The sequence below is a fragment of the Paraburkholderia sp. IW21 genome, assembly GCF_041321145.1.
Classification (GTDB): Bacteria; Pseudomonadota; Gammaproteobacteria; order Burkholderiales; family Burkholderiaceae; genus Paraburkholderia.
In genome coordinates this window covers 383,995-405,148 of the sequence record NZ_JBGGWA010000004.1, presented here as the reverse complement: position 1 = coordinate 405,148, position 21,154 = coordinate 383,995, and the positions used below count along the sequence as shown (strand labels likewise).

Genomic DNA, 21,154 nt, shown 5'->3' with positions numbered 1-21,154 from the left:
TCCCGATGTCCAATCCGTCCGCTACATCCTCACGCATGAGCGCGCCTGAACTGCGCGCGACCGTGTCGCTTGCCGCCATCTTCGCGCTGCGCATGCTCGGTCTCTTCATGATCATGCCGGTGTTCTCGATCTACGCGAAAACCATCCCCGGCGGCGACAACGTGCTGCTGGTGGGTATCGCGCTCGGGGCGTACGGCGTGACGCAGTCGATGCTGTACATCTTCTATGGCTGGATCTCCGACAAGATCGGCCGCAAGCCGGTCATCGCCACCGGGCTGCTGATCTTCGCGCTCGGCAGCTTTGTCGCGGCGGGTGCGCACGACATGACGTGGATTATTGTCGGCCGGGTGATTCAGGGGATGGGCGCGGTGTCTTCCGCCGTGCTCGCTTTCATCGCCGACCTCACTTCTGAAGAGCATCGCACCAAGGCGATGGCGATGGTGGGCGGCAGTATTGGCATGTCGTTCGCGGTGGCGATCGTCGGCGCGCCGATCGTGTTCCAGTGGGTCGGCATGAGCGGGCTGTTCCTGCTGGTCGGCATTTTCTCGATTGTGGCGATTGGCGTCGTCCTGTGGGTCGTGCCCGATGCGCCAAAGCCCGTCCACGTGCGCGCGCCGTTCTCCGAAGTGCTGCACAACGTCGAGTTGCTACGCCTGAACTTCGGCGTGCTCGTGCTGCATGCCACGCAAACGGCGCTGTTTCTGGTGGTGCCCCGCATTCTGGTGGCGGGCGGCTTGCCCGTTGCGTCGCACTGGAAGGTCTACCTGCCGGTGATGGGCCTCTCTTTTGTGATGATGGTTCCGGCCATCATTGCAGCAGAGAAGCGCGGCAAGATGAAAATCGTGCTGGTCAGTGCGATCGGTCTTATCCTGATCGGACAGTTGTTGCTGGGCGTCGCACCGCATACGATTCTGAGTGTGGCGGCGATCCTCTTTGTCTACTTTCTGGGCTTCAATATTCTTGAAGCATCGCAGCCTTCTCTGGTGTCGAAACTGGCGCCGGGCTCGCGCAAGGGCGCGGCCACCGGCGTCTACAACACTACGCAGTCGATCGGCCTTGCAATGGGCGGGGTGATCGGCGGCTGGCTGCTGAAGGCAGATGGTCAGAGCGCAGTATTTTTCGCCTGTTCGGGGCTTGTGTTTTGCTGGCTTATAATCGCGGCAAATATGAAACAGCCGCCGCGCAAGAAGGCGTGACAAAACTCACCCGGCGGCGGGCTGAGGCGCAGTTCTGGTCTCCGGCCTGCCGGCCATGAGACGCGAACCGTGTGTGCCGCGCCGCCCGTAACGGAATCAACAGGAGAAACTCATGGCATCCGTGAACAAGGTCATTCTCGTCGGCAACCTCGGAGCCGATCCGGAAGTCCGTTATCTGCCGAGCGGCGACGCACTGGCGAACATCCGCCTTGCGACGACGGACCGGTACAAGGACAAAACGTCCGGCGAAATGAAGGAAGCCACCGAATGGCATCGCGTGACGTTTTTCGGCCGCCTCGCTGAAATCGTGTCCGAATATCTGAAGAAGGGCTCGTCGGTGTATATCGAAGGGCGCATCCGTACCCGTAAGTACCAGGCGCAGGACGGCACCGACCGTTACTCGACCGAAATCGTCGCCGAGCAGATGCAAATGCTGGGTGGCCGTAGCGGCTCGATGGGCGGCGGCGGTGGTGATGAAGGCGGTTACAGCCGCGGCGAGCCGTCGGAGCGTAGCGGCGGCGGCGGTGGCGGTGGCCGTGCGGTTTCGGGCGGCGGCGCTTCGCGCGGCGGCAGCGGCGGCGGCGGCGGTGGTTCGAGCCGTCCGAGCGCGCCGGCCGGCGGTGGCTTTGATGAGATGGATGACGATATTCCGTTCTGAGGCTGGTGTCGAACGTGTGAATGCAAAAAACCCTGCTTTCCAGCGGGGTTTTTTTATTGCAGCGTGAGCAAGCTGCCACCGTTGGCTCACCTGACCTCCAGTGCGCCTTGTAGGTTTGTTTGCGCTGAATCGCGTTTTGCCTTCCGCAGCCAAAGGCAAAAAGCCATCACCGCCTGAGGTGCTCCAACGCATCTCTCATCGGCAAACTGGACACAACAATCGGCCCGGTGAACGGCGTATCCAGATCCACGATCACATAGATAGCGGAAGCAATCGAAACCGCCCCAAGCGTAATCGTGACGAGTGCCAAGGCATTGCGTGGCGCAATCAATCCGAAGCTGAGAAAAATCACGCACAGCCAGAACGTCAGCGTCATGAAGAAAGGCTGAGAAATTGAACTGTGCGCTTCCTCGATGATCTTCCATCGAGCATCCACAGTCCGCCGATATTGCGTCAACGCATCATCGAGCGCGCGCTGTTGGAATGGATCATGCGCCCGCAATTGCCGCAACTGCCTGCCCACCGCGGTCAGCATATCGCCGAGCCGCACGTTCTCCAGCTTCTGCGAGTCGTCCTGCGTTCCGATGTTCTTTGGATAATCACCGGCCGGAGCCGGCTCGCCAGGCCATGTCGAGGCAATCGCCGCGGCGGTGTACACGCGCAGCAGGTGCCGGGCCTCATCGGTATCGCGCCCGTATTCCCGCAAGGTCGTGTCGAACTCGATCAGGTCAGCCGCATAACTGCGCAAATCATTCGACTCGGTATCGAAACTGGATTTCGCGGATGCCGTCATCAGCCCGAGCACCAACGCGGCAAACGTCACCAGCATGCCGATAACCAATTGGATGAGTTGCACGGTCTCGTGCGCCTTATGCTCCTCAGGCAATAGCGGGCGCACCCACACGCCGAGCCCGGTCCCGACAAGCAATAAAGCGAAAACCAGCAGAGCCGAGCCAATTTCTGACATAGAAATGCTCCGGAGACGCATGCCTCTTCACTTTCTATCAACCGTTGCCCGCCAGAAACCCGGGCGGTTCCGCAAATGCCCCTGCGTGAACGGCGGCCACCTTCCGCTCGTATGTTGATGTATCGCAAACGTATGCGCCATCAACCATAAAGTTTTTTGTCATCCCGCCGTAGAACATCTATGTGGCGTTCGCTTAAGTTTTAAACAGAAGTTGCGGACCTGGCCGAATGACTTTGGGCGCAGCACGCGTGGCCGAGGCCAATTTTCTGAACATCCGGTCAGGCAGCCCAATGGAGACAAGCTCGATGTTGAAAACTCTGTCGATTCGCACCAGCCTTACCCTGATGATCGTGTTCTTTGGCGTGGTGCTGCTGTTCGGCGCCGCAGCCGGTCTGCTGTCGTTGCGTTCGAGCAACGCGTCATTGCAGCAGATGTACACGGTGGACACCCCGGCTGTCGCCGACCTCGAGGGCAGTGCGGGGCAACTGCTGCGCCTGCGTCTGGCTCTCGCGACCTACGCTTCGCTGGTCGACCTGAACGATCAGGATGGCGCGAACGCTGTGCTCAAGCGTTTCGATCAATACCAGAAAGCATCCAACGATCGTCTTGATCACTATGTGAGCCGCGCGAGCGGGGATGCCGACGAACAGCGCCTGATCAAGGCTATGCTGGGCAAGCGCGACACCTTCCTGCACGAGGGCGTCGATCCGGCGCTGGCCGCGCTCAAGTCCGGCGACAAGACTACTTTCCAGCAATTGCAGGCGCACAAGCTGCCGTCGCTCTACAGCGCATTCGAAAAGGCGATGCTCGCGCTTGAACAATTGCAACTCGATCACGCCGCCCAGCGCTATCAGGATGCACAGGATTTGTTCTACGCGATCTGCATTGCGGTGGCGGTGGGCATGGCGGTGTCGCTGCTGGGCGCGTTGATCGGCCGGGCGGTGATGGTGCGCGCGATTGTCGCTCCGGTCGACGCCACCATTGCGCAGTTTCAGCGGATTGCCAACGGCGATCTAACCAGTCAAATCGACGTGACCGGCAACAACGAAATGGGCCGTCTCGCCACGGCGTTGCGCAAGATGCAGGACTCGCTGATCGAGACGGTGAATGCCGTGCGTCAAGGCACGGAATCTATCGATACGGGCGTGAGCGAGATTGCTGCGGGCAATACCGATCTGTCGCAGCGTACCGAAGAGCAGGCCGCGTCGCTCGAGGAAACCGCGGCGAGCATCGAACAGTTGACCTCGACGGTCAAGCAGACTGCGGATAACGCGAAGCAGGCGAGTTCGCTGGCACAAGGCGCATCGAGCCTGGCTGCGCAGGGTGGCGATCTGACCGAGCAGGTGGTGGGCACGATGCATGGCATCGTCGACGACTCGCGACGGATTGCCGACATTGTCGGCGTGATCGAAGGGATCGCTTTCCAGACCAATATTCTGGCGCTGAACGCGGCGGTCGAGGCGGCGCGCGCGGGCGAGCAGGGGCGTGGCTTTGCGGTGGTGGCGGGTGAAGTGCGGTCGTTGGCACAGCGAAGCGCGGCGGCGGCCAAAGAGATCAAGGGTTTGATCGATGCTTCGACGGCGCGGGTGCAGGCGGGGTCGCAACTGGTCGAGCGCTCGGGCTCGACGATGACCGAAATTGTCGAGGCGATTTCTCGCGTGAGTTCGATTATGAGTGAGATCGCGGCGGCTGCGATCGAGCAGAGTACCGGCATCGATCAGGTGAACCTGGCTGTGGCGCAGATGGATGAGGTGACTCAACAGAACGCGGCGCTGGTTGAACAGGCTGCTGCGGCGGCTAGTTCGCTTGAGGAGCAGGCTCGCCGGTTGACTTCGGCGGTGGCTGTGTTTCAGACGGGGAGTGGAGTTTCTGCTTTTGCCGCTCGGCAAGGCGGTTCTGCAGCTGCGCCGGGGATGGTAGGTGCGGGTGAGTTCGTAGCGGTTTGATGTTGAGTTGCCTTCGCGGCGCTAATTGCCTGTGTTTTCACAGCGGACCATGGGCTACGCGCATCGTGAATCGACTTCAACGCCCGCGCAGTTGCGGTGTTTGATCGTGCATGCGTGGCATGCATTGCCGGTCTTCTCGCCATTCCACAGCTAACCAGACTCAAACCCTCACTGCATAGCAGCGTAATACTTAGCCAAGCTATCAATCTCCGCCGAAGTCATCTGCCGGGCCACATTCCGCATCTGCTCATTGATATCGTTATGCCGGGCGCCGGAAGCGAACGCCCGCATCTGTGCCGCGAGATAAATCGACGACTGCCCGCCGAGCCAGGGCGCGGCCCCTTTACGATCGAGCTGCCCGTGACAGGCCGCACACGGCGCGATATTGCGCTGCGGATCACCCTGCATGGCAAGCTTCACGGCATCCGCATCCGGTCCAACGCCTGTAGGCAAAACCTCGGCCGCCGGCGCGCGAGGTAGCGAAGCATAATAAGCCGCCAGATCATGCAGATCCTGATCGCTGCGAGCCGCAATGATCGGCTGCATGATCGCGTTCTGCCGCACGCCGTTCTGATAGTCGCGCAACTCTTTATAAACCACGTCGGCGTACTGTCCGGCCAGCGCAGGCGCCGTCACCTGCACCGTGCCGAGCACGCCATGACACATCGAGCAATTCTGTGTCGCGATCGTCGCGCCGCGGCCGATCGAATTCGCATCGCCGCGCACTCGCCGCAAAGGCGGCAAGACCACCACCTCGCTCGGCGCCGGGCCGGCAATATTGGCGCCGCCGTACCAGTTCGACGGCACGCCCGCGGCGCTGCAAATCGTCGCCCATAAGCCACGCTCGCTGAATCCCTTATTGGCCGAAGGCAACCAGATGAAGCCGATCAATATCGACACAACGGCAATCGCAATCGTGCCGCCGAGGCTCACCGTGAACCATGGGTTGCGCAAGCTGAAGACGCGTTCCTGACTCATCGCTGCGCTCCGACGACGACTGCCGGCACGGACGTCTGCGGCAATCTGAGCAACTGAACGATCGGCACACTGTAGTTGACGACCGTCAGTCCGATCATCAACGCCACCCACAAGCCGAAACTATTGAGCGCGGCAGGCACGCGCTCCACCGGTTGCACCGCGCTCGCGAAGCGGAAGCTTTGTTGCTGCACTTGCGGCCCGAACTGCGACTTCGCGAGAATGTAAATGAACAGCACGCCGGACACCGCCAGGATCAGTCCGCCCACCGCCGACATGCCAACCCAGAACGCCTGTGATTCCATCCCCGGCATGTTGTAGTCGTAATACGCCATGCGGCGCGGCGCACCGAGCAAGCCGACGTAGTGCCACGGCAGCGTCACCACCATCATGCCGATGAACCACAGCCACAGTTGCGTACGCACCAGCTTCACCGACGCAATCGCGCGGCCGGTCAGTTGCGGCCACAGTTCATACGCGATCGCGAAGTACATGATGACAATTGCGCCACCGAAAATCAGATGGAAGTGCCCGGTCACCCACTGCGTGTTGTGGATCGTCGAGTTCAACTGGTAGCTCATGTTGATCAGGCCGCCCGCACCGCCGAGCCCCAGCATGACGAACGAGAATGCGATCACCAGCATCATCGGGTTCTGCCACGGCAACGCGGTCAGCCAGCCGAACGCGCCCTTGCCGCCGCGCAATCTCCCGGCGATTTCCACCGACGCGCAGATGGTGAACACTGTCAGCAGCGTCGGCACCGACACCATGCCGGTGAACACCGCATGAAGAAACTTGAAGCCCGAGCCGACTTGCGGATCAGCGAACAGATGGTGAATGCCGATCGGCATCGCGAACACGAGGAACAGAATGAACGACACGCGCGCCATCGAATCGCTATAGAGCCGTCCACCGATCGCACGCGGCACGAGCGTGTAGTACGCGATGTAAGCCGGGATTAACCAGAAGTAAACGATCGCGTGCAGCGTCCACGAGAACAGGATGCGCGAGAGGCCGGCATCGATCGTGTTGGTCAGGCCGAAAGCGACCGGCAAAATCTGGAACAGGATTTCGAGCGCCGCGCCGATCGCCGTCCACGCCCATAGATACGCGCCCGCCACGTTGGCGAACATCGCGAGCGGAATGGGCTTGCCGGGATTCGCGCGCTTCCAGATGCGCAGATTGATGTGCATCAGTGCAACCCAGATCCACGAGCCGACCACCACCAGCACTACGCCGAGGTAATAGAACGGACTGCCGATCATCGGCGGATAGAAGGTGTAGAGCACCGAGGCCTTGCCGAGCGCGACCGGAACCATCGCCATCACCGCGCCGACCGCCAGCATGATGAACGCGGCCCACGCCCATTTGAGGCCGACGAGCCGCTGGGCGAGCGCGAGTTCGACGATCGCGTAGCCGAAGCCCATCGACACCAGGGTAGGCAGCACGTAAGCCATCACCGAGCCATGCGCGGTCACCGATCGATAGTAGAGCTCCGGGTCGCCGACCCATGGCACCAGTGGGCTGCGCACCAGCATCTGCCAGGCACCGAGAAGCAGTGCGATCAGAAACGCGATGAAGGCGAGCCAGAAATGCGCGAGAACGAGTCGCTTAGCGTGAAACACAGCTGAGTCTCCGTGATTGTCGGGCTTGCTCGAAGAACGTGGCTTTGTCGATGACTTTCACATGCGCCCACATGGTCTGGTGGCCGAAGCCGCAGAACTCGTGGCACGGCATGGTGTGATCGGCGGGTTTGTCGAAGCGTGTGTTCAACGTCGCGACGTAGCCCGGCACGACCATTGTGTTGATGTTGGTGTCGGTGACGAGCAGGCCGTGCACGACATCGGCGCTGGTCGTGCGAATCGTGATCGGCGTGTCGGCGGGCACCAGCAGACATTGCGGTGTGAACGAATACTGCTGCGCGATGAAACGCACGACCACCGAGCCATCCGGCTCGACGGCGCTGCCGAGGTTGTCTTCGACGAATTCGCCGGACAACTGCAAGCGCGAAGGATCGATGGTCTCGACACGCGAGGGCGGCATCATCGCCCAATGCAGCCCCGAGAAAACGATGACGGCCAGCATCAGGACGATCAGCGCCGAAGCGAAAATCGCCCAGCGGCGCTCGGCGCGTAAGGCGACCGCGTGGCCGCTGCTCGATTGGTGGTTGGAATCAGTCGACATGATCAGTGAATGACGCCGCGCGGCAGAAAGACAAGGAAATAGAAGCCGAACCAGATCGCCATGACGATCAGCGTGGCGACGCCGGCCACGGCGATCGCGCCATGCGGGCCGGCCGCGACGACGCGTTCCACTTCGTCATCCGTAGTGGGGGCCGCGCTGCGGGTATCGTTCGCTTCCATCTAAAGATTCTCCAGTACAGCGGTTCAATGCAGTGGTGCCTTGCGCAACTCGTTGACTTCGCGTGACGTCACCGGTTTGCCGTGATTGCCCCACGCAGTGCGGATATAAGTGACGACGGCGGCGGCATCGGTATCGTTCAGTTCCTGGCCGAACGGCGGCATGCCGTACGGCTCGGGATTGCGCATGGTGCCAGGCGGGAAGCCGCCATTGAGCACGATGCGGATCGGGTTGACCGCCGAGTCCATTTCGATCGACTGGTTGCCGGCGAGCGGCGGGTAGTGCTGCAACTGGCCTTCACCCTTGGCGCCGTGGCACAACGCGCACTTGTCGGCGTAGATCTTTTCGCCGAGTGCGAACACGTTGGTGTTGGGCTGCGTGGACGGCCCCGACTTGCGGCCGCGATTGTCCGGCAGCGTCTTCAGGTAGAGGGCCATTGCCTTGGCGTCTTCTTCCGTCATGTACTGAAGGCTGTGATACGTGACTTCGGCCATCGGACCGTACACGGCGCCGCGATCGGAAATGCCCGCCTGCAGCAGGTCGACGATGTCCTTGATGCGCCAGTCGCCGAGGCCGCCGTCCTTGTCGGAGGTAAGCGAAGGCGCATACCAGTTCTGCACCGGAATCAGACCGCCGGCGAACTGCTCCCGCTCCGATGAACCACCGAGCATGTTGATCTTGGTGTGGCACATCGTGCAGTGCCCGAGTCCTTCGACCAGATACGCGCCGCGATTCCATTCGACCGACTTGGTCGGGTCAGGCTGGAACTCGCCTTCGCGGAAATACAGGGTGCGCCAGCCGTACAGCAGCTTGCGCTGGTTGAACGGGAAGCGCAGCGTGTGCTTGTGATTCGGCTCGCGTACCGGTGTCACGGATTTCAGATAGGCGAAGATCGCGTTCGAGTCTTCACGCGTGACTTTGGTGTATTGGGCGATCGGCATGGCGGGGTAGAGCATGGTGCCGTCCGGCGTGCGGCCGGTGCGCATCATCTTGAAGAACGCTTCTTCGCTCCATGTGCCAATCCCGTACTGCGCGTCCGGCGTGATGTTCGGCGAATAGAGCGTGCCGAACGGCGTATCCATGGCGAGGCCGCCGGCGAACAGCTTGCCGCGCGGCGCCGTGTGGCAGGCGACGCAGTCGCCGGCGCGCGCCAGATACTCGCCACGCTTGACGATGTCGGGGCGGGTGTCGGCTTTGTCGCCAGCTGTCGTTGCGGTTGTTGCTGGGGTCGTGGCGGCCACGGCTTCGGCAGCGCGCGCTTGCGCGATCAGCAACGTAGGCGGCGCGCTCGAAAACGCGGCGCTGCCGGCGACGATCAAGCCGGCAACCAGCAAGCCGGATACGAGCGACACAGCGGGGCGACGGCGCTTCGTCATGGCGTATGAAACAGAGCGGATCGAGCGGAGGGTCGGCTTCATTGCGGTTGGCTCCCACATGCGAGAGGCAGCCGTTCAGCGGAAGCCGGCGCGGGCCGCGGATCGGCGGGGCGCGGCTGGCGCGCGAGCCAGCTCGAGACCGCGGTGATGTCCTTATCGGTCAGTTTGACGGCAATCGAATGCATGCAGTCCGGCGCAAGCGCGTGACGTGTGCCCGAGCGCCACGTGCCCATCTGCCCGGCGATGTAGCTCGCATGCAGACCAAGCAGGCCTGGAATGCCCGGTTGCGTCCCCGTCATGCGTGCCCCGTGACATGCGATGCACGCCGGTATTTTGCGTGCCGGATCGCCGTGGGTGACGAGCCGTTGTCCGTCTGCGAGCACCGCCGGTGCGACTTCGGCGTGATCGGCATTGGGGTAGGGCGGCTGCAGGTCGGCGAAATACTTGCTGATCTTGCGCAGATAGTCGTCGGGCAGAAACGCGAGCAGATAGCCCATCGGCGGATAGGTGCGGCCGCCGTCACGGAACGCGGTCAACTGATTGAACAGATAATCGGCTGGTTTGCCGGCGATACGCGGGAAGTAATCGTTGTTCAGCCCTTGGCCTTGCACGCCATGGCACGAGGTACAGGCGCGCACGCGCTCGTCCATGGCCGAGGGCATCGCGCCTGACGCGTCAGCGGCTGCGAACGCCCCGCCGCTCCACACGACATAAAACGCCAGCAGGATCAAATATCCAATAGTTCTACGGTGCACGCCAAGCCTCGCCGGGGGAACGGTTTTTTCGCTATTTATTTCTCACGCATTCGCACATGGATTTGATGAGCGATGCATGACAAGTCTGCTAATTCTTTTTTATAACGACTGCATGAACAGCAAATCGAAACGAGCTTATTAAGGAGGCGCAGTGTTGAATCGATACAGCGATTGCTTTATAAAACAATGATCTGCCTGAATGCGCGAGTGGCTGGCGGTTTTCGGGCTTCGGTATTAATGTTTGATACGTCTGTCAGACGTATAGCAGGTTGCAGGAATTTATCCGGTGCGTCAATAAAAATTGATGGATTAATCGGCTGCTTACTTGATTAGCATAGGCGTTGATTAGACCGACTTCAATTTTTCTACTGGGTGTGGTTCATCGTCTAATGCGATTGATGCGCGGCCCTCCGTTTCTGTCGAGATTCATGAGTCGCTGTGCGCGTATCGCCGCGCGGCGCACGCTAACTGAAGAGTCGCATTAACGCCGCGCGCGCATTGCTGACGCGTTCGCTTTCGCCGATTCGCCCCGGCAATAAATGAAACTCGACGGCAGGCAATGCGGGCAATCCGACGCTCGGGGGGCAGGCGACCACGCCCGCGCCGATTGACGATTCGTTCAGGCAGGAAATACCCAGGCCGGCCTTCAACGCGAGTTGCAAACCCGCCACCCCGGATGCCGAATGCGACACCAGATACGGCACCTTGTGCTCGTCGAGGAGCTTCACAACGAAGCGCTGCAACTGGCAACTCGACGGCAGCAATACCAATGGATAAGGCGTGGCCGGCCGCGGACTGGCATCGGCGGCGCTGACCCACAGCAGTTTCTCGCGCCGCACCACCGTGCTTTGCGCGCCGGCGCGCCGACCGGCGGACCTCGTGGGCGCGGTGACGAGACGTAGCGAAAGGCCGATGTCGAACGATGCATCGTCGTCGGCGCTGCTGTCGATTACGGCGCTCGGCAATACGTTGACGTGCAGTTTCAGGCGCGGGTGCTGCTCCGAAAACGTCTTGAGAATGCGCGCGATGTCGAGCGGACGATAGTAGTCCGTGATGGCGATGCGCAGTTCGCCGTCGAGTGAGCGGCCTTGCAGGTCTTCGAACGCCGCTTCGCTCATCGCGAGGATGCGCCGCGCGTGATCGAGCAGGCGGCTGCCGGCCGGCGTGGCGGTCACCCCCTGCTTGCTGCGCACGAAGAGCGGCTGGCCGGCGCGCTCCTCGAGCTTCTTCAACTGTTCGCTCACCGACGACTGGGACAGGAACACGCGCTCCGCGCCCGCCGAGACGCTTCCCGATTCGGCGACGGCGACGAAGGTGCGCAGCTGTGTCAGATCAAATCCACGTTGGCTCATGATTCGGTATATCCGATGGAGGTCATCTAAATTTCCGGCTTTTCCGATGGATTGCCCAGCCGTAGGATACCTCCAGTTCATTCTTTGCAGAGGCTGTCATGGGAAACGAACCGGTTGCTGCCGGGCGGGTATCGGGCGAGCGCGCAGCAAGCCATCGGTGGAAAGTGCTGGGGGTCGGTTTCGCGGCGAACGCGAGCTTTTCGGCCGCGTTCTCCGGCATTCCGACCACTGCGGTATTTTTGCGCTCGAGCTATCACCTGGGCAACGAGGGACTCGGGCTGGTGTTCGGCATGCTCGGTTTGGGCATTGCGGTCAGCGAATTGCCATGGGGACTTCTGACCGACCGCTGGGGCGATCGTCGCGTTCTGCTGCTCGGTCTTCTTTCGACCGCTGCGGCGCTTGCGGCGCTGGCAGTGTTCGTGGTGCCAACCGGCACGCATGTGCCGAGCGTGACGATGCTCGCGCTGGGCTTGCTGCTGGTCGGTCTGCTCGGCGGCAGCGTCAACGGTTCAAGCGGTCGCGCGGTGATGGCCTGGTTTCGCGAGGGTCAGCGCGGTCTCGCGATGAGCATTCGCCAGACCGCGGTGCCGGCTGGCGGCGGGCTCGGGGCGCTGATCTTGCCGGTACTCGCTTCGCGATTCGGCTTTGCCAGCGCGTACACCCTACTGGCCTTTGCGTGCGCGATTACCGCGGTGTTTGCATGGCGCTGGCTGCATGAACCTTCGCATATCGAAGTAAACGGCGCGGCCCCGGCTCACAGCGTGGCTGCCACGGGTGCGGTGCCGGCGAGGGTTTCTCCGCTTCGGGACATCGGCATCTGGCGCGTGGCGCTCGGTGCAGGGGCGTTGTGCATGCCGCAGATTGCCGTCCTGACGTTCGGGACCGTCTTCCTCCACGATTTCAGCCGCGCCGGCGTGCTGGCGATCAGCGTGACGATGGCCGCGGTGCAAACGGGCGCCGCGATTGCGCGAGTCTGGAGTGGCGCGTGGACCGACCGGCGCGGCAATCGACGCGCCTACATGCGAGCCTGCAGTTTGCTGACGGCTGTGTTGTTCGCATCGCTCGCGTTGGTGACGGGCCTGGCCGGCGTGCACCACGCGGCGGCGACGGTGATATTCGCGCTGATGATCGTGCTGGGCGGTGTAAGTGCATCGGCATGGCACGGCGTCGCCTTCACGGAACTCGCGACGCTCGCCGGGACGAGTCGCGCAGGTACCGCACTGGCGATCGGCAATACCTGCGTCTTTCTAACGCTCTTCCTGACGCCGCTTGCGATTCCGCGGTTGTTATCGGTGGGCTCGTGGCCGATGGTATGGGCTGTAGCCAGCGTGTGCGCCTTGATCGCGCTACCAGTATTTCCGCGCGCGGCTCGTGCGGGCTACGCGGCGGCGACGCGAGCCTGTGACGCCATATGACGGGGCAGCGGCGGGCAGCGGCGTGATGCCGCCGGTTCCGCTTGTCGTTTTCCATGCGATGGGAGTGACGGGTTGCACTCCCATCGCTGCGTTCCGTTTCAACTGGAAATTAGCGGTGAAATAAAAGTTCGTGCGCATTCGATTCGCACAATTATGTATTCCTACTCTGATAGCAACGCGATGGGTTATCAGATTGTCTGACGGTTTCGGAAAGCTCCGATTTTCGCCGGTTTGTAGTGGTGGTTTTATGGCCGACCTTGGTACGTCATACACAGCCGAGGGGCCGTTAAAGGTGCGCGCGGAGCGAGTTGATTTTCTCCTGCGCGTTCACCGAATGCGCCTACAACAAACGAGAGAAATCATAGTGAACCTTAGAGTTATTCTGGCGGACGATCATCCTTTTGTTCTGCTTGGTGTACGGGCCGTGCTGGAGACGCATGCCGGTGCCACGATCGTCGGTGAGGCGGATACGCCTACTTCGCTGATCAAACTGTTGCAAAGCACGCCCTGCGATGTACTGGTCACCGACCTCACGATGCCGGAGGCATCCGGTACGGTAGAAGATGGCCTGGAGCTTGTCAGGCGAATCCGGTGTGATTGGCCATTGTTGCGCATCGTTGTGATGACAACTCTGACGAACACCGCAATTCTGCGTGCCATCGTGTCAGATGAAGTAGTCAGTGTGCTCAGCAAACTGGAAACAATGGACGAGCTTTGGCAAGCAATTGAGGCGGCCGGTAAGGGCGAGGTCTACGTCGGTCGCTCTATCATCGAAGCGCTTGCCCGACCCCGAGACGAAGCGTGCGATGTGCCGTCAGTTCCGCGCTTGTCCCGCAGGCAGGCGGAAGTTATCCGAATGTCTGTACGAGGCCATTCGATCTCCGAGATCGCGGCAGCGTTCGGATGTCATCGTCGAACCGTTAGCCGTCAAAAACGCGAGGCAATGGCGAAACTCGGCGTTGCTAACGATCCCGGACTTTTTGCTTATATCCGCGCACATGGAGTTTATGAAAGTTAAATCGCATATCTAAACAATATCCAGACGGGCTCATGGCGCTATTTCAGAGCGATCTTATGTTTATCTCCCGAAATATGTTTAATGATCGCGGCACGGCCAGTTGCTCCGGAGAGAGTGGCAGGGAATTTGAGTACGGGGGAGAAAAGACGATGAACGACAACGCTGACTTAAGCACACCTGTTCGAACCATCATCGCGGACGATCATCCACTCGTTCTGTTGGCGATCGAAAATCTGATGGCGGGCTATCCGAATATACAAATCGTCGGCCGTGCGGCCGACTCCGCGGAACTTTTCACGGAAGTTGAACGGATTCCGTGTGACCTTGTTCTCATGGACCTTTACATGCCAGGAGGCTACTACGCCGACGGACTGGAAGCCGTCAGGCAGTTCAAGGTGCGCTACCCCAATGTGGCACTCGTCGTACTCACCATGGAAACCGAAGCCGCCGAGTTGAGAAAGGTCATCGCGCTCGGCGTAGATGGACTGGTTAGCAAACGCGATCGGATCGATCTGATTCACGTGGCAATCGTCACGGCACTGGCTCGCGAGTGCTATCTCGGGCCGGCGGTGCGCTCGCTGATTGCCGACGCAACGGTCGCGCAGCGGCTCGATTTTGTGCGGCAAATGTTGTCGCGCCGCGAACTGGAGGTGTTCACGCAATACGCCTCCGGGCTTGGTGTAACGGAGATCGCCGCGCGTCTCGGGCGTAGTGTCAAGACAATCAGCGCCCAGAAATGTACCGCGATGCGCAAGCTCGCCCTAAACAGCGACGCGGAGTTGTTCCGCTTCGCGGTCGAGCATGGCGTGATCTCAGAGGATTGCATGCAAAACCGGCGCTGAGCCGACGAGATGTCATGCCGGTCTCATGGCATGGCGAACAGAGGATGCACTTGGCATAGCCCGGGGATGCACATCGCGTGCAGGGCGTGTCAGTCGATAAGACAACAAGAAATGACACAAAAGATCCGCGTCATCGTAGCCGACGATCATGATTGCGTTCGTGTTGGCGTGACTCGCCTGCTGCAAGCGGTACCGCACATCGAGATAGTCGGTGAAGCGCCCGATACCCAAACCCTGGCCGAGTTGCTCGATACCCATGGCTGCGACGTTGTCGTGTCGGATATAGGCATGCCGGGTATTCATGGTGCCAACAACGTCGTGTCGTTCCTGCGCCGCTTGTTGCGGGCTCGGCCACATCCCTGCGTCGTCGTGCTGACGATGATCAGTCATGCGCACATGCTGTCTGGACTGTTGCACCTCGGCGTGGCCGGAATCGTCGACAAACGCGACACCGCCGCGGCGTTGATCGATGCGATCGAGGCAGCAGTTGTCGGCCATGTTTATCTATCGGATCAGGCGCGTGTTGCGATTGACGCATCCGATGCCCCACCGCAGCCGCGCGCGGGCGTGCTGAGCGCACGCGAATGGGAGGTCTTCCAGCTTTATGTGCAAGGTCTCGCGGTCCACGAGATTGCGGTGCGCCTGCAGCGCAGCGGCAAGACGATCAGCACGCAGAAGCGCAGCGCGATGCGCAAGCTCGGCCTCGAGACTGAAAACGACCTCATTGAATATGCCAGGCAGATAGGCTTGGCCTGACAGGCTTGTGGGAGCCCCAACCCCCATCAGTCGAAGTTCTTAGGACTTTAGGAATCTTCTGATTGGTCGGATGACGTTGCCATTCCATAGTTCTGAATTAACTGCGGCTCGACTTCGCATGCTCACCTGACGAAAGCAGTCATTTCGCCATGCTGAGCAGTCTCGAGCCGGGAAAATTCAGGCAGATGTCTTGCGGACAGAGTGCGGTGCCGTCTGCCATTTGCACAAATACTGGGAGGCGGAATGGTAGCGCTAGGTAAGCGATTGTTGGTGGAGGGGGGCGGAACGGCCTGGGTGGTGTTCATCGGTTGCGGCAGCATTGTATTGAACATCGGCGCGGTCCAGCAGGGCTACGGTGTACTCGAGGTGTCGCTTGCGTTCGGTCTCGCGCTCGTTACGGCAAGCTACGCATTCGGCGGCATCTCCGGCGCGCACTTCAACCCCGCGGTAACGATCGGCTTCACAGTCGCGCAACGGTTTCCGGTCCGGGATCTGTTGCCCTACATCGCCGCCCAGATTCTCGGGGCCGTCACAGCCGCGGCGTTGCTCGCCTACGTGGCGAGCGGCCGCCCCGGGTTCGAGCTGGCGGCGAGCGAATTCGCGGCGAACGGCTTTGGTGACCATTCTCCCGCCGACTATCAACTTCATTCAGCACTGGTCGTTGAGCTTGTCCTGTCGTTTGCTTTCGTCATGGCAAGTCTGATGGTGGCCTGCCGGCGAAGCCTCAAGCCGATCGCTCCGTTAGTCGCAGGCGCGTGTCTGATGATTGTCTACATGGTGTCGATTCCGGTCACGAACGGTTCGATCAACCCCGCTCGCTCCACTGGCCAGGCGTTGTTCGTCGGCGACTGGGCACTTGACCAGCTCTGGCTGTTCTGGGCAGCGCCGTTGTTGGGTGGTGTCGCCGCCGGTGCGGTTTTTTCATTTCTGTGGGGCAAGTCCGGCCGTTATGCTGCGCCGCTCGCCCGCAAGCACGGCGAAGTCGCGTGAGCGCCGCGTAGTGTTATTTCATGGTGGCCTCTATGAAGCTCCAACTTGGTGTCGCGGTGAAGCGGGTGCTTCGACGCGGATCGCAGTGCCTGCTTGTAGTGTTCGCGTGTGTCGTCGCGCAGATGCAGCCGGCGGTGGCGCAACCGTTCGCCGGACCTTCGCATCCGCAAGTCGCCGGCGCATTTCCTGGCAAATTGACCGTCGGCGTGCTGGCTAGTGGCTGGTTGCCTTTCGACGGCCTTCAGGACGGTCAGCTTACCGGCTTGAGTGCCGACTATCTGCGTGCACTCGTTGGGCCGAACGTCGTGATCGAGTCCAAGGCATTTCCAGACATGCCGCAATTGCTGGCCGCAGCCTGCGCCGGCAACGTCGATCTGGTCATGAGCCTCGCACGCACCCCTGAGCGGGAGCGCTGCTTCAGCTTCACCACGCCGTATTTTCGTGCCTCCGCATCGGTGGCGGTGCGCCGCGACGGCGACGCGTATGCGAGTGCCGTGCAGCTTGCCGGGGCACGCCTCGCGATAGAGAAGGGTTTTGCGCTGGAGCGCTCGTTGCGCGAGCGCTTTCCGCGCGCCCAGCTCGAAACTTTCGCGAGTACGCACGCGGCGCTCGAGGCGGTCGCGCAAGGCGATGCCGATGCCTATCTCGGCTTTACGCCCGCCGTTCAGTACGCACTGGCCACCGAGGAATTCCGCGGACTTCGCGTCGCTTTCGAGGAAAGCGGCAGAATCGCCGACCTGCGCTTTGCCGTGCCGCGCAACCGCGTCGTGCTGCGCGACCAACTCGACCGCGCGCTTGCGTCGATGAACCCCGTTGACGATACGGCGATTCGCGTGCGCTGGCTATCCGGCAGCTTCGATGCGCAAGCTGCGTCCGCTGCACGCCGCCTCGTGCTGACACCCGAAGAGCAGGCGTGGCTTCGTTCGCTGCCGCCGTTGCAGGTGGGCTTCGATAGCGGCTGGGCGCCTTTCAGTTATGTCGACGAATCCGGCCATCCTGCCGGCATTGCCGCCGACTATCTGGACTATTTGAGCCGCGCGCTGGGCGTTGTGTTCATCCGCGCCCACACGGCCGACTGGCCAGCGACCATCGAAGCCTTCCAGCGCGGCGATCTGGCGATTCTCGCCACCTCCTCCAGCAAAGATCCACGTCTGAAGAGCGCGCGGCACACCCGTGCATATGAAAGCTATCCGCTCGTGATCGTCGGACGCGAAAACGAACCAGCCGCGCGCTCGCTCAACGATTTCGCCTCGCGCCGCATTGTGGTCTCGTCGCATATCGCCGGATCGATTCCGCTCGTGGTGGACAACATTCCTGCGACTAACATCGCCGTGGTGCCCAGTCTGGACGACGCCCTCAAGATGGTCGAGAAGGGCGAGGCAGACGTACTGGTGGGCAACGTCGCCGCCGTCGATGTCCTGCTCAAGCAGCGTTACACCGGTGTCCTCAAGATACTCGGCACGGTCGGTGAAGCCGACGCGCTTGACTTTGCGGTGCGCCCTGATCTGAGCCCGCTCGCGGGTTTGATCGACCGCGCCTTGCTGGCTATGCCGGCCGCCGAGAAGCAGCGCATCCGGCAGAAGTGGGTGACGGGCAGTACGGACGAGCCAGGAACATGGAGCGTTACCGCAGTGCGCCTGCTGCCGCTGCTGATCGGCATCGGCCTTGCGTTGCTGGTCACGCTGCGCGCGTATTTGCTGCTGCAACGCGAAGTCAGGCTGCGCAAACAGACCGAACGCGAATTGGCTCTACAGCTGAACTTTCAGGAAACCATGATGGAGATGGTCCCCTATCCACTTGTCGCCAAAGATCTGGATGGACGCTACATCGCGATTAACCGCGCTTATGAAGAGGCGTGTGGTTTGCGCCGCGAAGCGGTGATCGGACGCACGACGCTGGACGTGCAGACATGGGGAGAAGCCAACAGCCATGTTCTGGAGGACCTCACGCGCAAGATGCTGATAGGCGATGAGCCTGCGCAGGCGGAACTCCAGTTCGAGCGCGGCGTGGGCGACCTGCGGCATGGCCTGTTCTGGACTCGCATCTGTCACACCAGTGACGGCAAGCCGAGTTGCGTGCTTGGAACGATGGTCGACATTACCGATATCCGGCGCGCTGAAATGCTCGCACGCGAAACCGAACGGCGCCTCTTCGACGTTACGCGCTCATTGCCGGCCGTCGTGTTTCAACTGCGCCGCACCTCGGACGGTGCGTATTCGTTTCCCTATATCGGCGGTGATACGCGACATCTGCTGGGCGTCGGCGGCGCCTCGTCGATGAGCCGCGATCAGATCGATTTCAGACGTGTGTGCGAGGCAGACCGGCCTCTCGTGCTGGCCGAGCTGGAACAATCGGCGCGTTGCGAAACACCGGTGAATATGGAGTTTCGTTTCGATGTCGAGCATGAACTCAAGTGGGCGCGCGCGGAGTTGGTGCCGCGCCGCGAGAACGATGGCAGCGTGGTGTGGAGTGGCTATTGGGTGGACGCAAGCGTAGAGCACGCGCGCTCCGATGAGATCGCGCGAGCGCGCGACGTGGCCGAAGCCGCCTCCCGCGCGAAAGACGATTTTGTCGCGATGATGAGTCACGAAATCCGTACGCCGATGAACGGTGTACTCGGCCTCGTCGAAGTGCTGGAGCGCACACCGCTCAACGCCGACCAGGGCGAAATGCTGAGCATGATCCACGAGTCGGCAGGTGCGCTGCTGCAGATTCTGGACGACCTGCTCGACTATTCGAAGATCGAAGCGGGGCGGCTCACTATCGAAGCTGAACCCATCGACTTGCGCGAACTGGTCGACAACGCGGTCGGGTTGCTCGCGGGCCGCGCCCACGAAAAGGGGCTGAAAGTACGTGTCGATATCGCACCCGAAGTCGCTGCCACGCTGCGCGGCGACAGCGTGCGGTTGAGACAGATTCTGTTCAACCTGCTCGGCAACGCCATCAAGTTCACGCCGGACGGCGAGGTCGACGTACAGATTTCGGTCGTCGAACAGACGGGCGATGCTCAGGCGCTGGAAATGACCGTCGCGGACACCGGCATCGGCATTGCGCCGGAGGTGCAGGCGCGGCTGTTCGAGCCTTTCGTGCAGGCTGAATCGTCTACCACCCGCCGCTTCGGCGGCACCGGTCTAGGCCTGACGATCTGCCGCAAGCTGATCGACCTGATGAACGGCACGCTCGAATTGCGCAGCGAACCTGGTGTCGGTACGCGCATGACGGTGCGCCTCACCATGCCTGTCGAAACGTCGCGTTACTCCATGAGCGGCTTACGCGGCAAGCGTGGCGTGGTGGTGACGGGTGACGCACGGGTCGCCCAGGCGCTGATGCATTTCGGCGAGGCACTCGGACTGGAGTTGCGCCGTGTGTCGCCTGGTGCGGCCGAACTCGGCGACGCAGCCGCACTGGCAGACGTGGATATGATTTTCGTGAGTGAAGATGGAGTGCTGCCTGCAGGCGTAAGGCCAAGTTCCCGGATTATTTGCCTGACCGAGAAGCCGAAGCCGACCGGCTACCGCATCCTCGACAATAACGTGCGCGTCAGCATCAATCCGATTTCGTGGCGCGGCCTCGGTGCAGCGTGTGCCGCGGCGCTGACCGGGCTGCCATCGGTGGCCCCGCGTTCGGCTGGCATGCCGCGCATGGCTGAAGGCGGCACCGTGCCACCGGACCGCGAACGGGCGATTGCCAGTGGACGGCTGATCCTGGTTGCGGAGGACCATCCGGTGAATCAGGAGTTGATCCGTCATCAACTGGCCTTGCTCGGTTTTGCCTGCGACGTGACGAACGACGGCGTCGAGGCACTGGCCGCGCTCGAACAAACGAGCTATGGATGTCTGATCACGGACTGCCACATGCCGAACCTGTCAGGCTACGAACTCGCGCGGCGTATCCGTGAGCAGGAGCAAGGCGGCACGCATCACCTGCCGATCCTGGGCATAACGGCGAACACCGCGCCCGAAGACCTGAAGCTTTGTCGTGACGCGGGTATGGACGACTGCCTCGTCAAGCCGACACGGCTCGCGACGCTGCGCGACTACCTGAGCCGCTGGTTTGGCACGGACAGCGCATGGCAAGCCGCACCCGCCGAGCCTGTCGGTGCACCGCCGGTTTCCGTGCCGGATTCATGCGGCGGCTCCGAGCCGTTCGTCCCGGTCGACCTGAGTCACATGACCCAATTGTGGGGGAGTGAGTCGACCGTAAAGGCATTGCTCGACTCGTTCGTGTCTTCGGTGCGTGAAGACGTACAGGCGTTGTCGCCGCTGCTCGAGCGCGCCGAAGTCGAGCGCTTGCGCGAGTGGCACCACCGCGTGGCAGGGGCGGCGAGCGTGTTGCAGTATCCGCCGCTGCTCAACGCGCTGGAAGACTATCGCCGGGACATCGCCGTCAAGACGCCGGACCGCTTGCGCAGCGACGGGTTGGTGTTGGCGCGCAAGTGCAATGCGATGCTGGATGGAATCGAGGAACAGGCTGCATTGCTCGCGTGACGTTTCTCCGGCAGCAGCCATGCGGGGCGATCGCGCCCCACCTGGACAATCGCACTTGGC

17 protein-coding genes are annotated in these 21,154 nt (G+C 61.5%); 9 read left to right on the top strand and 8 right to left on the bottom strand.

The annotated features are described in order from the left end of the window. Positions 1–5: 5 nt before the first annotated feature. A complete protein-coding gene (locus ACAX43_RS12235) occupies positions 6–1,196 on the top strand; it encodes an MFS transporter (protein ID WP_370708657.1) in 1,191 nt (396 codons plus the stop codon). Between the two features lie 112 nt (positions 1,197–1,308). Further along, positions 1,309–1,854, top strand: a complete 546-nt coding sequence (locus ACAX43_RS12230; protein ID WP_370708656.1) for a single-stranded DNA-binding protein — start codon at positions 1,309–1,311, stop codon at positions 1,852–1,854. A gap of 166 nt (positions 1,855–2,020) precedes the next feature. Here the strand turns inward: ACAX43_RS12230 and ACAX43_RS12225 are convergent, their stop codons facing one another. Next, positions 2,021–2,821: a hypothetical protein gene (locus ACAX43_RS12225; protein WP_370708855.1), complete on the bottom strand. Its 801-nt coding sequence runs from the start codon at positions 2,819–2,821 to the stop codon at positions 2,021–2,023. Between the two features lie 305 nt (positions 2,822–3,126). Between ACAX43_RS12225 and ACAX43_RS12220 the strand changes: the two genes are divergently transcribed. Beyond that, the gene (locus tag ACAX43_RS12220; RefSeq protein ID WP_370708655.1) at positions 3,127–4,767 is read left to right on the top strand and encodes a methyl-accepting chemotaxis protein; all 1,641 of its coding nucleotides are present in this window, start codon (positions 3,127–3,129) and stop codon (positions 4,765–4,767) included. Between the two features lie 168 nt (positions 4,768–4,935). Here the strand turns inward: ACAX43_RS12220 and ACAX43_RS12215 are convergent, their stop codons facing one another. The 7 genes from ACAX43_RS12215 to ACAX43_RS12185 all read right to left on the bottom strand — a co-directional run bounded on the left by ACAX43_RS12215 (position 4,936) and on the right by ACAX43_RS12185 (position 11,586). Beyond that, complete coding sequence (locus ACAX43_RS12215; RefSeq protein ID WP_370708654.1) at positions 4,936–5,745, bottom strand: cytochrome c; 810 nt, start codon at positions 5,743–5,745, stop codon at positions 4,936–4,938. Then, positions 5,742–7,367 (bottom strand): b(o/a)3-type cytochrome-c oxidase subunit 1, encoded by a 1,626-nt coding sequence (locus ACAX43_RS12210; protein WP_370708653.1) that lies wholly within the window; start codon positions 7,365–7,367, stop codon positions 5,742–5,744. Before ACAX43_RS12210 ends, ACAX43_RS12215 begins: the two co-directional genes overlap by 4 nt. After that, complete coding sequence (locus ACAX43_RS12205; RefSeq protein WP_370708652.1) at positions 7,354–7,926, bottom strand: cytochrome C oxidase subunit II; 573 nt, start codon at positions 7,924–7,926, stop codon at positions 7,354–7,356. Before ACAX43_RS12205 ends, ACAX43_RS12210 begins: the two co-directional genes overlap by 14 nt. Before the next feature lie 2 nt (positions 7,927–7,928). Next, positions 7,929–8,105: a hypothetical protein gene (locus ACAX43_RS12200; protein WP_370708651.1), complete on the bottom strand. Its 177-nt coding sequence runs from the start codon at positions 8,103–8,105 to the stop codon at positions 7,929–7,931. A gap of 24 nt (positions 8,106–8,129) precedes the next feature. Beyond that, on the bottom strand, positions 8,130–9,521 hold the full coding sequence (locus tag ACAX43_RS12195) for a cytochrome c (protein WP_370708650.1): 1,392 nt from the start codon (positions 9,519–9,521) through the stop codon (positions 8,130–8,132). Beyond that, the gene (locus ACAX43_RS12190) at positions 9,518–10,234 is read right to left on the bottom strand and encodes a cytochrome c (RefSeq protein ID WP_370708649.1); all 717 of its coding nucleotides are present in this window, start codon (positions 10,232–10,234) and stop codon (positions 9,518–9,520) included. The genes ACAX43_RS12195 and ACAX43_RS12190 overlap by 4 nt, the downstream gene beginning before the upstream one ends. A gap of 464 nt (positions 10,235–10,698) precedes the next feature. Then, positions 10,699–11,586 carry a LysR family transcriptional regulator gene (locus ACAX43_RS12185; protein ID WP_370708648.1) on the bottom strand — a complete coding sequence of 296 codons (888 nt, stop codon included), beginning with the start codon at positions 11,584–11,586 and terminating at the stop codon, positions 10,699–10,701. A 98-nt stretch (positions 11,587–11,684) separates the two neighbouring features. On the opposite strand from ACAX43_RS12185, the gene ACAX43_RS12180 reads away from it, so the two are divergent. The 6 genes from ACAX43_RS12180 (at position 11,685) to ACAX43_RS12155 (ending at position 21,094) form a co-directional block, all read left to right on the top strand. Then, complete coding sequence (locus ACAX43_RS12180; protein WP_370708647.1) at positions 11,685–13,001, top strand: MFS transporter; 1,317 nt, start codon at positions 11,685–11,687, stop codon at positions 12,999–13,001. A 334-nt stretch (positions 13,002–13,335) separates the two neighbouring features. Continuing rightward, a complete protein-coding gene (locus ACAX43_RS12175) occupies positions 13,336–14,019 on the top strand; it encodes a response regulator (protein ID WP_370708854.1) in 684 nt (227 codons plus the stop codon). Positions 14,020–14,168: 149 nt separating this feature from the next. Next, positions 14,169–14,861 (top strand): response regulator, encoded by a 693-nt coding sequence (locus tag ACAX43_RS12170; RefSeq protein WP_370708853.1) that lies wholly within the window; start codon positions 14,169–14,171, stop codon positions 14,859–14,861. Positions 14,862–14,972: 111 nt separating this feature from the next. After that, a complete protein-coding gene (locus tag ACAX43_RS12165) occupies positions 14,973–15,617 on the top strand; it encodes a response regulator (protein WP_370708852.1) in 645 nt (214 codons plus the stop codon). A gap of 243 nt (positions 15,618–15,860) precedes the next feature. Then, the gene (gene aqpZ / locus ACAX43_RS12160; RefSeq protein WP_370708646.1) at positions 15,861–16,607 is read left to right on the top strand and encodes an aquaporin Z; all 747 of its coding nucleotides are present in this window, start codon (positions 15,861–15,863) and stop codon (positions 16,605–16,607) included. Positions 16,608–16,639: 32 nt separating this feature from the next. After that, positions 16,640–21,094, top strand: coding sequence for an ATP-binding protein (locus ACAX43_RS12155; RefSeq protein ID WP_370708645.1), 4,455 nt, complete (start codon positions 16,640–16,642; stop codon positions 21,092–21,094). Positions 21,095–21,154: the final 60 nt, after the last annotated feature.

Bases quoted from the DNA above. Each gene is read 5' to 3' on its own strand.
- ACAX43_RS12185 (WP_370708648.1), bottom strand. From the start codon at position 11,586: ATGAGCCAACGTGGATTTGATCTGACACAGCTGCGCACCTTCGTCGCC.
- ACAX43_RS12195 (WP_370708650.1), bottom strand. From the start codon at position 9,521: ATGAAGCCGACCCTCCGCTCGATCCGCTCTGTTTCATACGCCATGACG.
- ACAX43_RS12175 (WP_370708854.1), top strand. From the start codon at position 13,336: ATGCGCCTACAACAAACGAGAGAAATCATAGTGAACCTTAGAGTTATT.
- ACAX43_RS12230 (WP_370708656.1), top strand. From the start codon at position 1,309: ATGGCATCCGTGAACAAGGTCATTCTCGTCGGCAACCTCGGAGCCGAT.
- ACAX43_RS12165 (WP_370708852.1), top strand. From the start codon at position 14,973: ATGACACAAAAGATCCGCGTCATCGTAGCCGACGATCATGATTGCGTT.
- ACAX43_RS12215 (WP_370708654.1), bottom strand. From the start codon at position 5,745: ATGAGTCAGGAACGCGTCTTCAGCTTGCGCAACCCATGGTTCACGGTG.
- ACAX43_RS12235 (WP_370708657.1), top strand. From the start codon at position 6: ATGTCCAATCCGTCCGCTACATCCTCACGCATGAGCGCGCCTGAACTG.
- ACAX43_RS12170 (WP_370708853.1), top strand. From the start codon at position 14,169: ATGAACGACAACGCTGACTTAAGCACACCTGTTCGAACCATCATCGCG.
- ACAX43_RS12200 (WP_370708651.1), bottom strand. From the start codon at position 8,105: ATGGAAGCGAACGATACCCGCAGCGCGGCCCCCACTACGGATGACGAA.
- ACAX43_RS12205 (WP_370708652.1), bottom strand. From the start codon at position 7,926: ATGTCGACTGATTCCAACCACCAATCGAGCAGCGGCCACGCGGTCGCC.
- aqpZ (WP_370708646.1), top strand. From the start codon at position 15,861: ATGGTAGCGCTAGGTAAGCGATTGTTGGTGGAGGGGGGCGGAACGGCC.
- ACAX43_RS12225 (WP_370708855.1), bottom strand. From the start codon at position 2,821: ATGTCAGAAATTGGCTCGGCTCTGCTGGTTTTCGCTTTATTGCTTGTC.
- ACAX43_RS12155 (WP_370708645.1), top strand. From the start codon at position 16,640: ATGAAGCTCCAACTTGGTGTCGCGGTGAAGCGGGTGCTTCGACGCGGA.
- ACAX43_RS12220 (WP_370708655.1), top strand. From the start codon at position 3,127: ATGTTGAAAACTCTGTCGATTCGCACCAGCCTTACCCTGATGATCGTG.
- ACAX43_RS12180 (WP_370708647.1), top strand. From the start codon at position 11,685: ATGGGAAACGAACCGGTTGCTGCCGGGCGGGTATCGGGCGAGCGCGCA.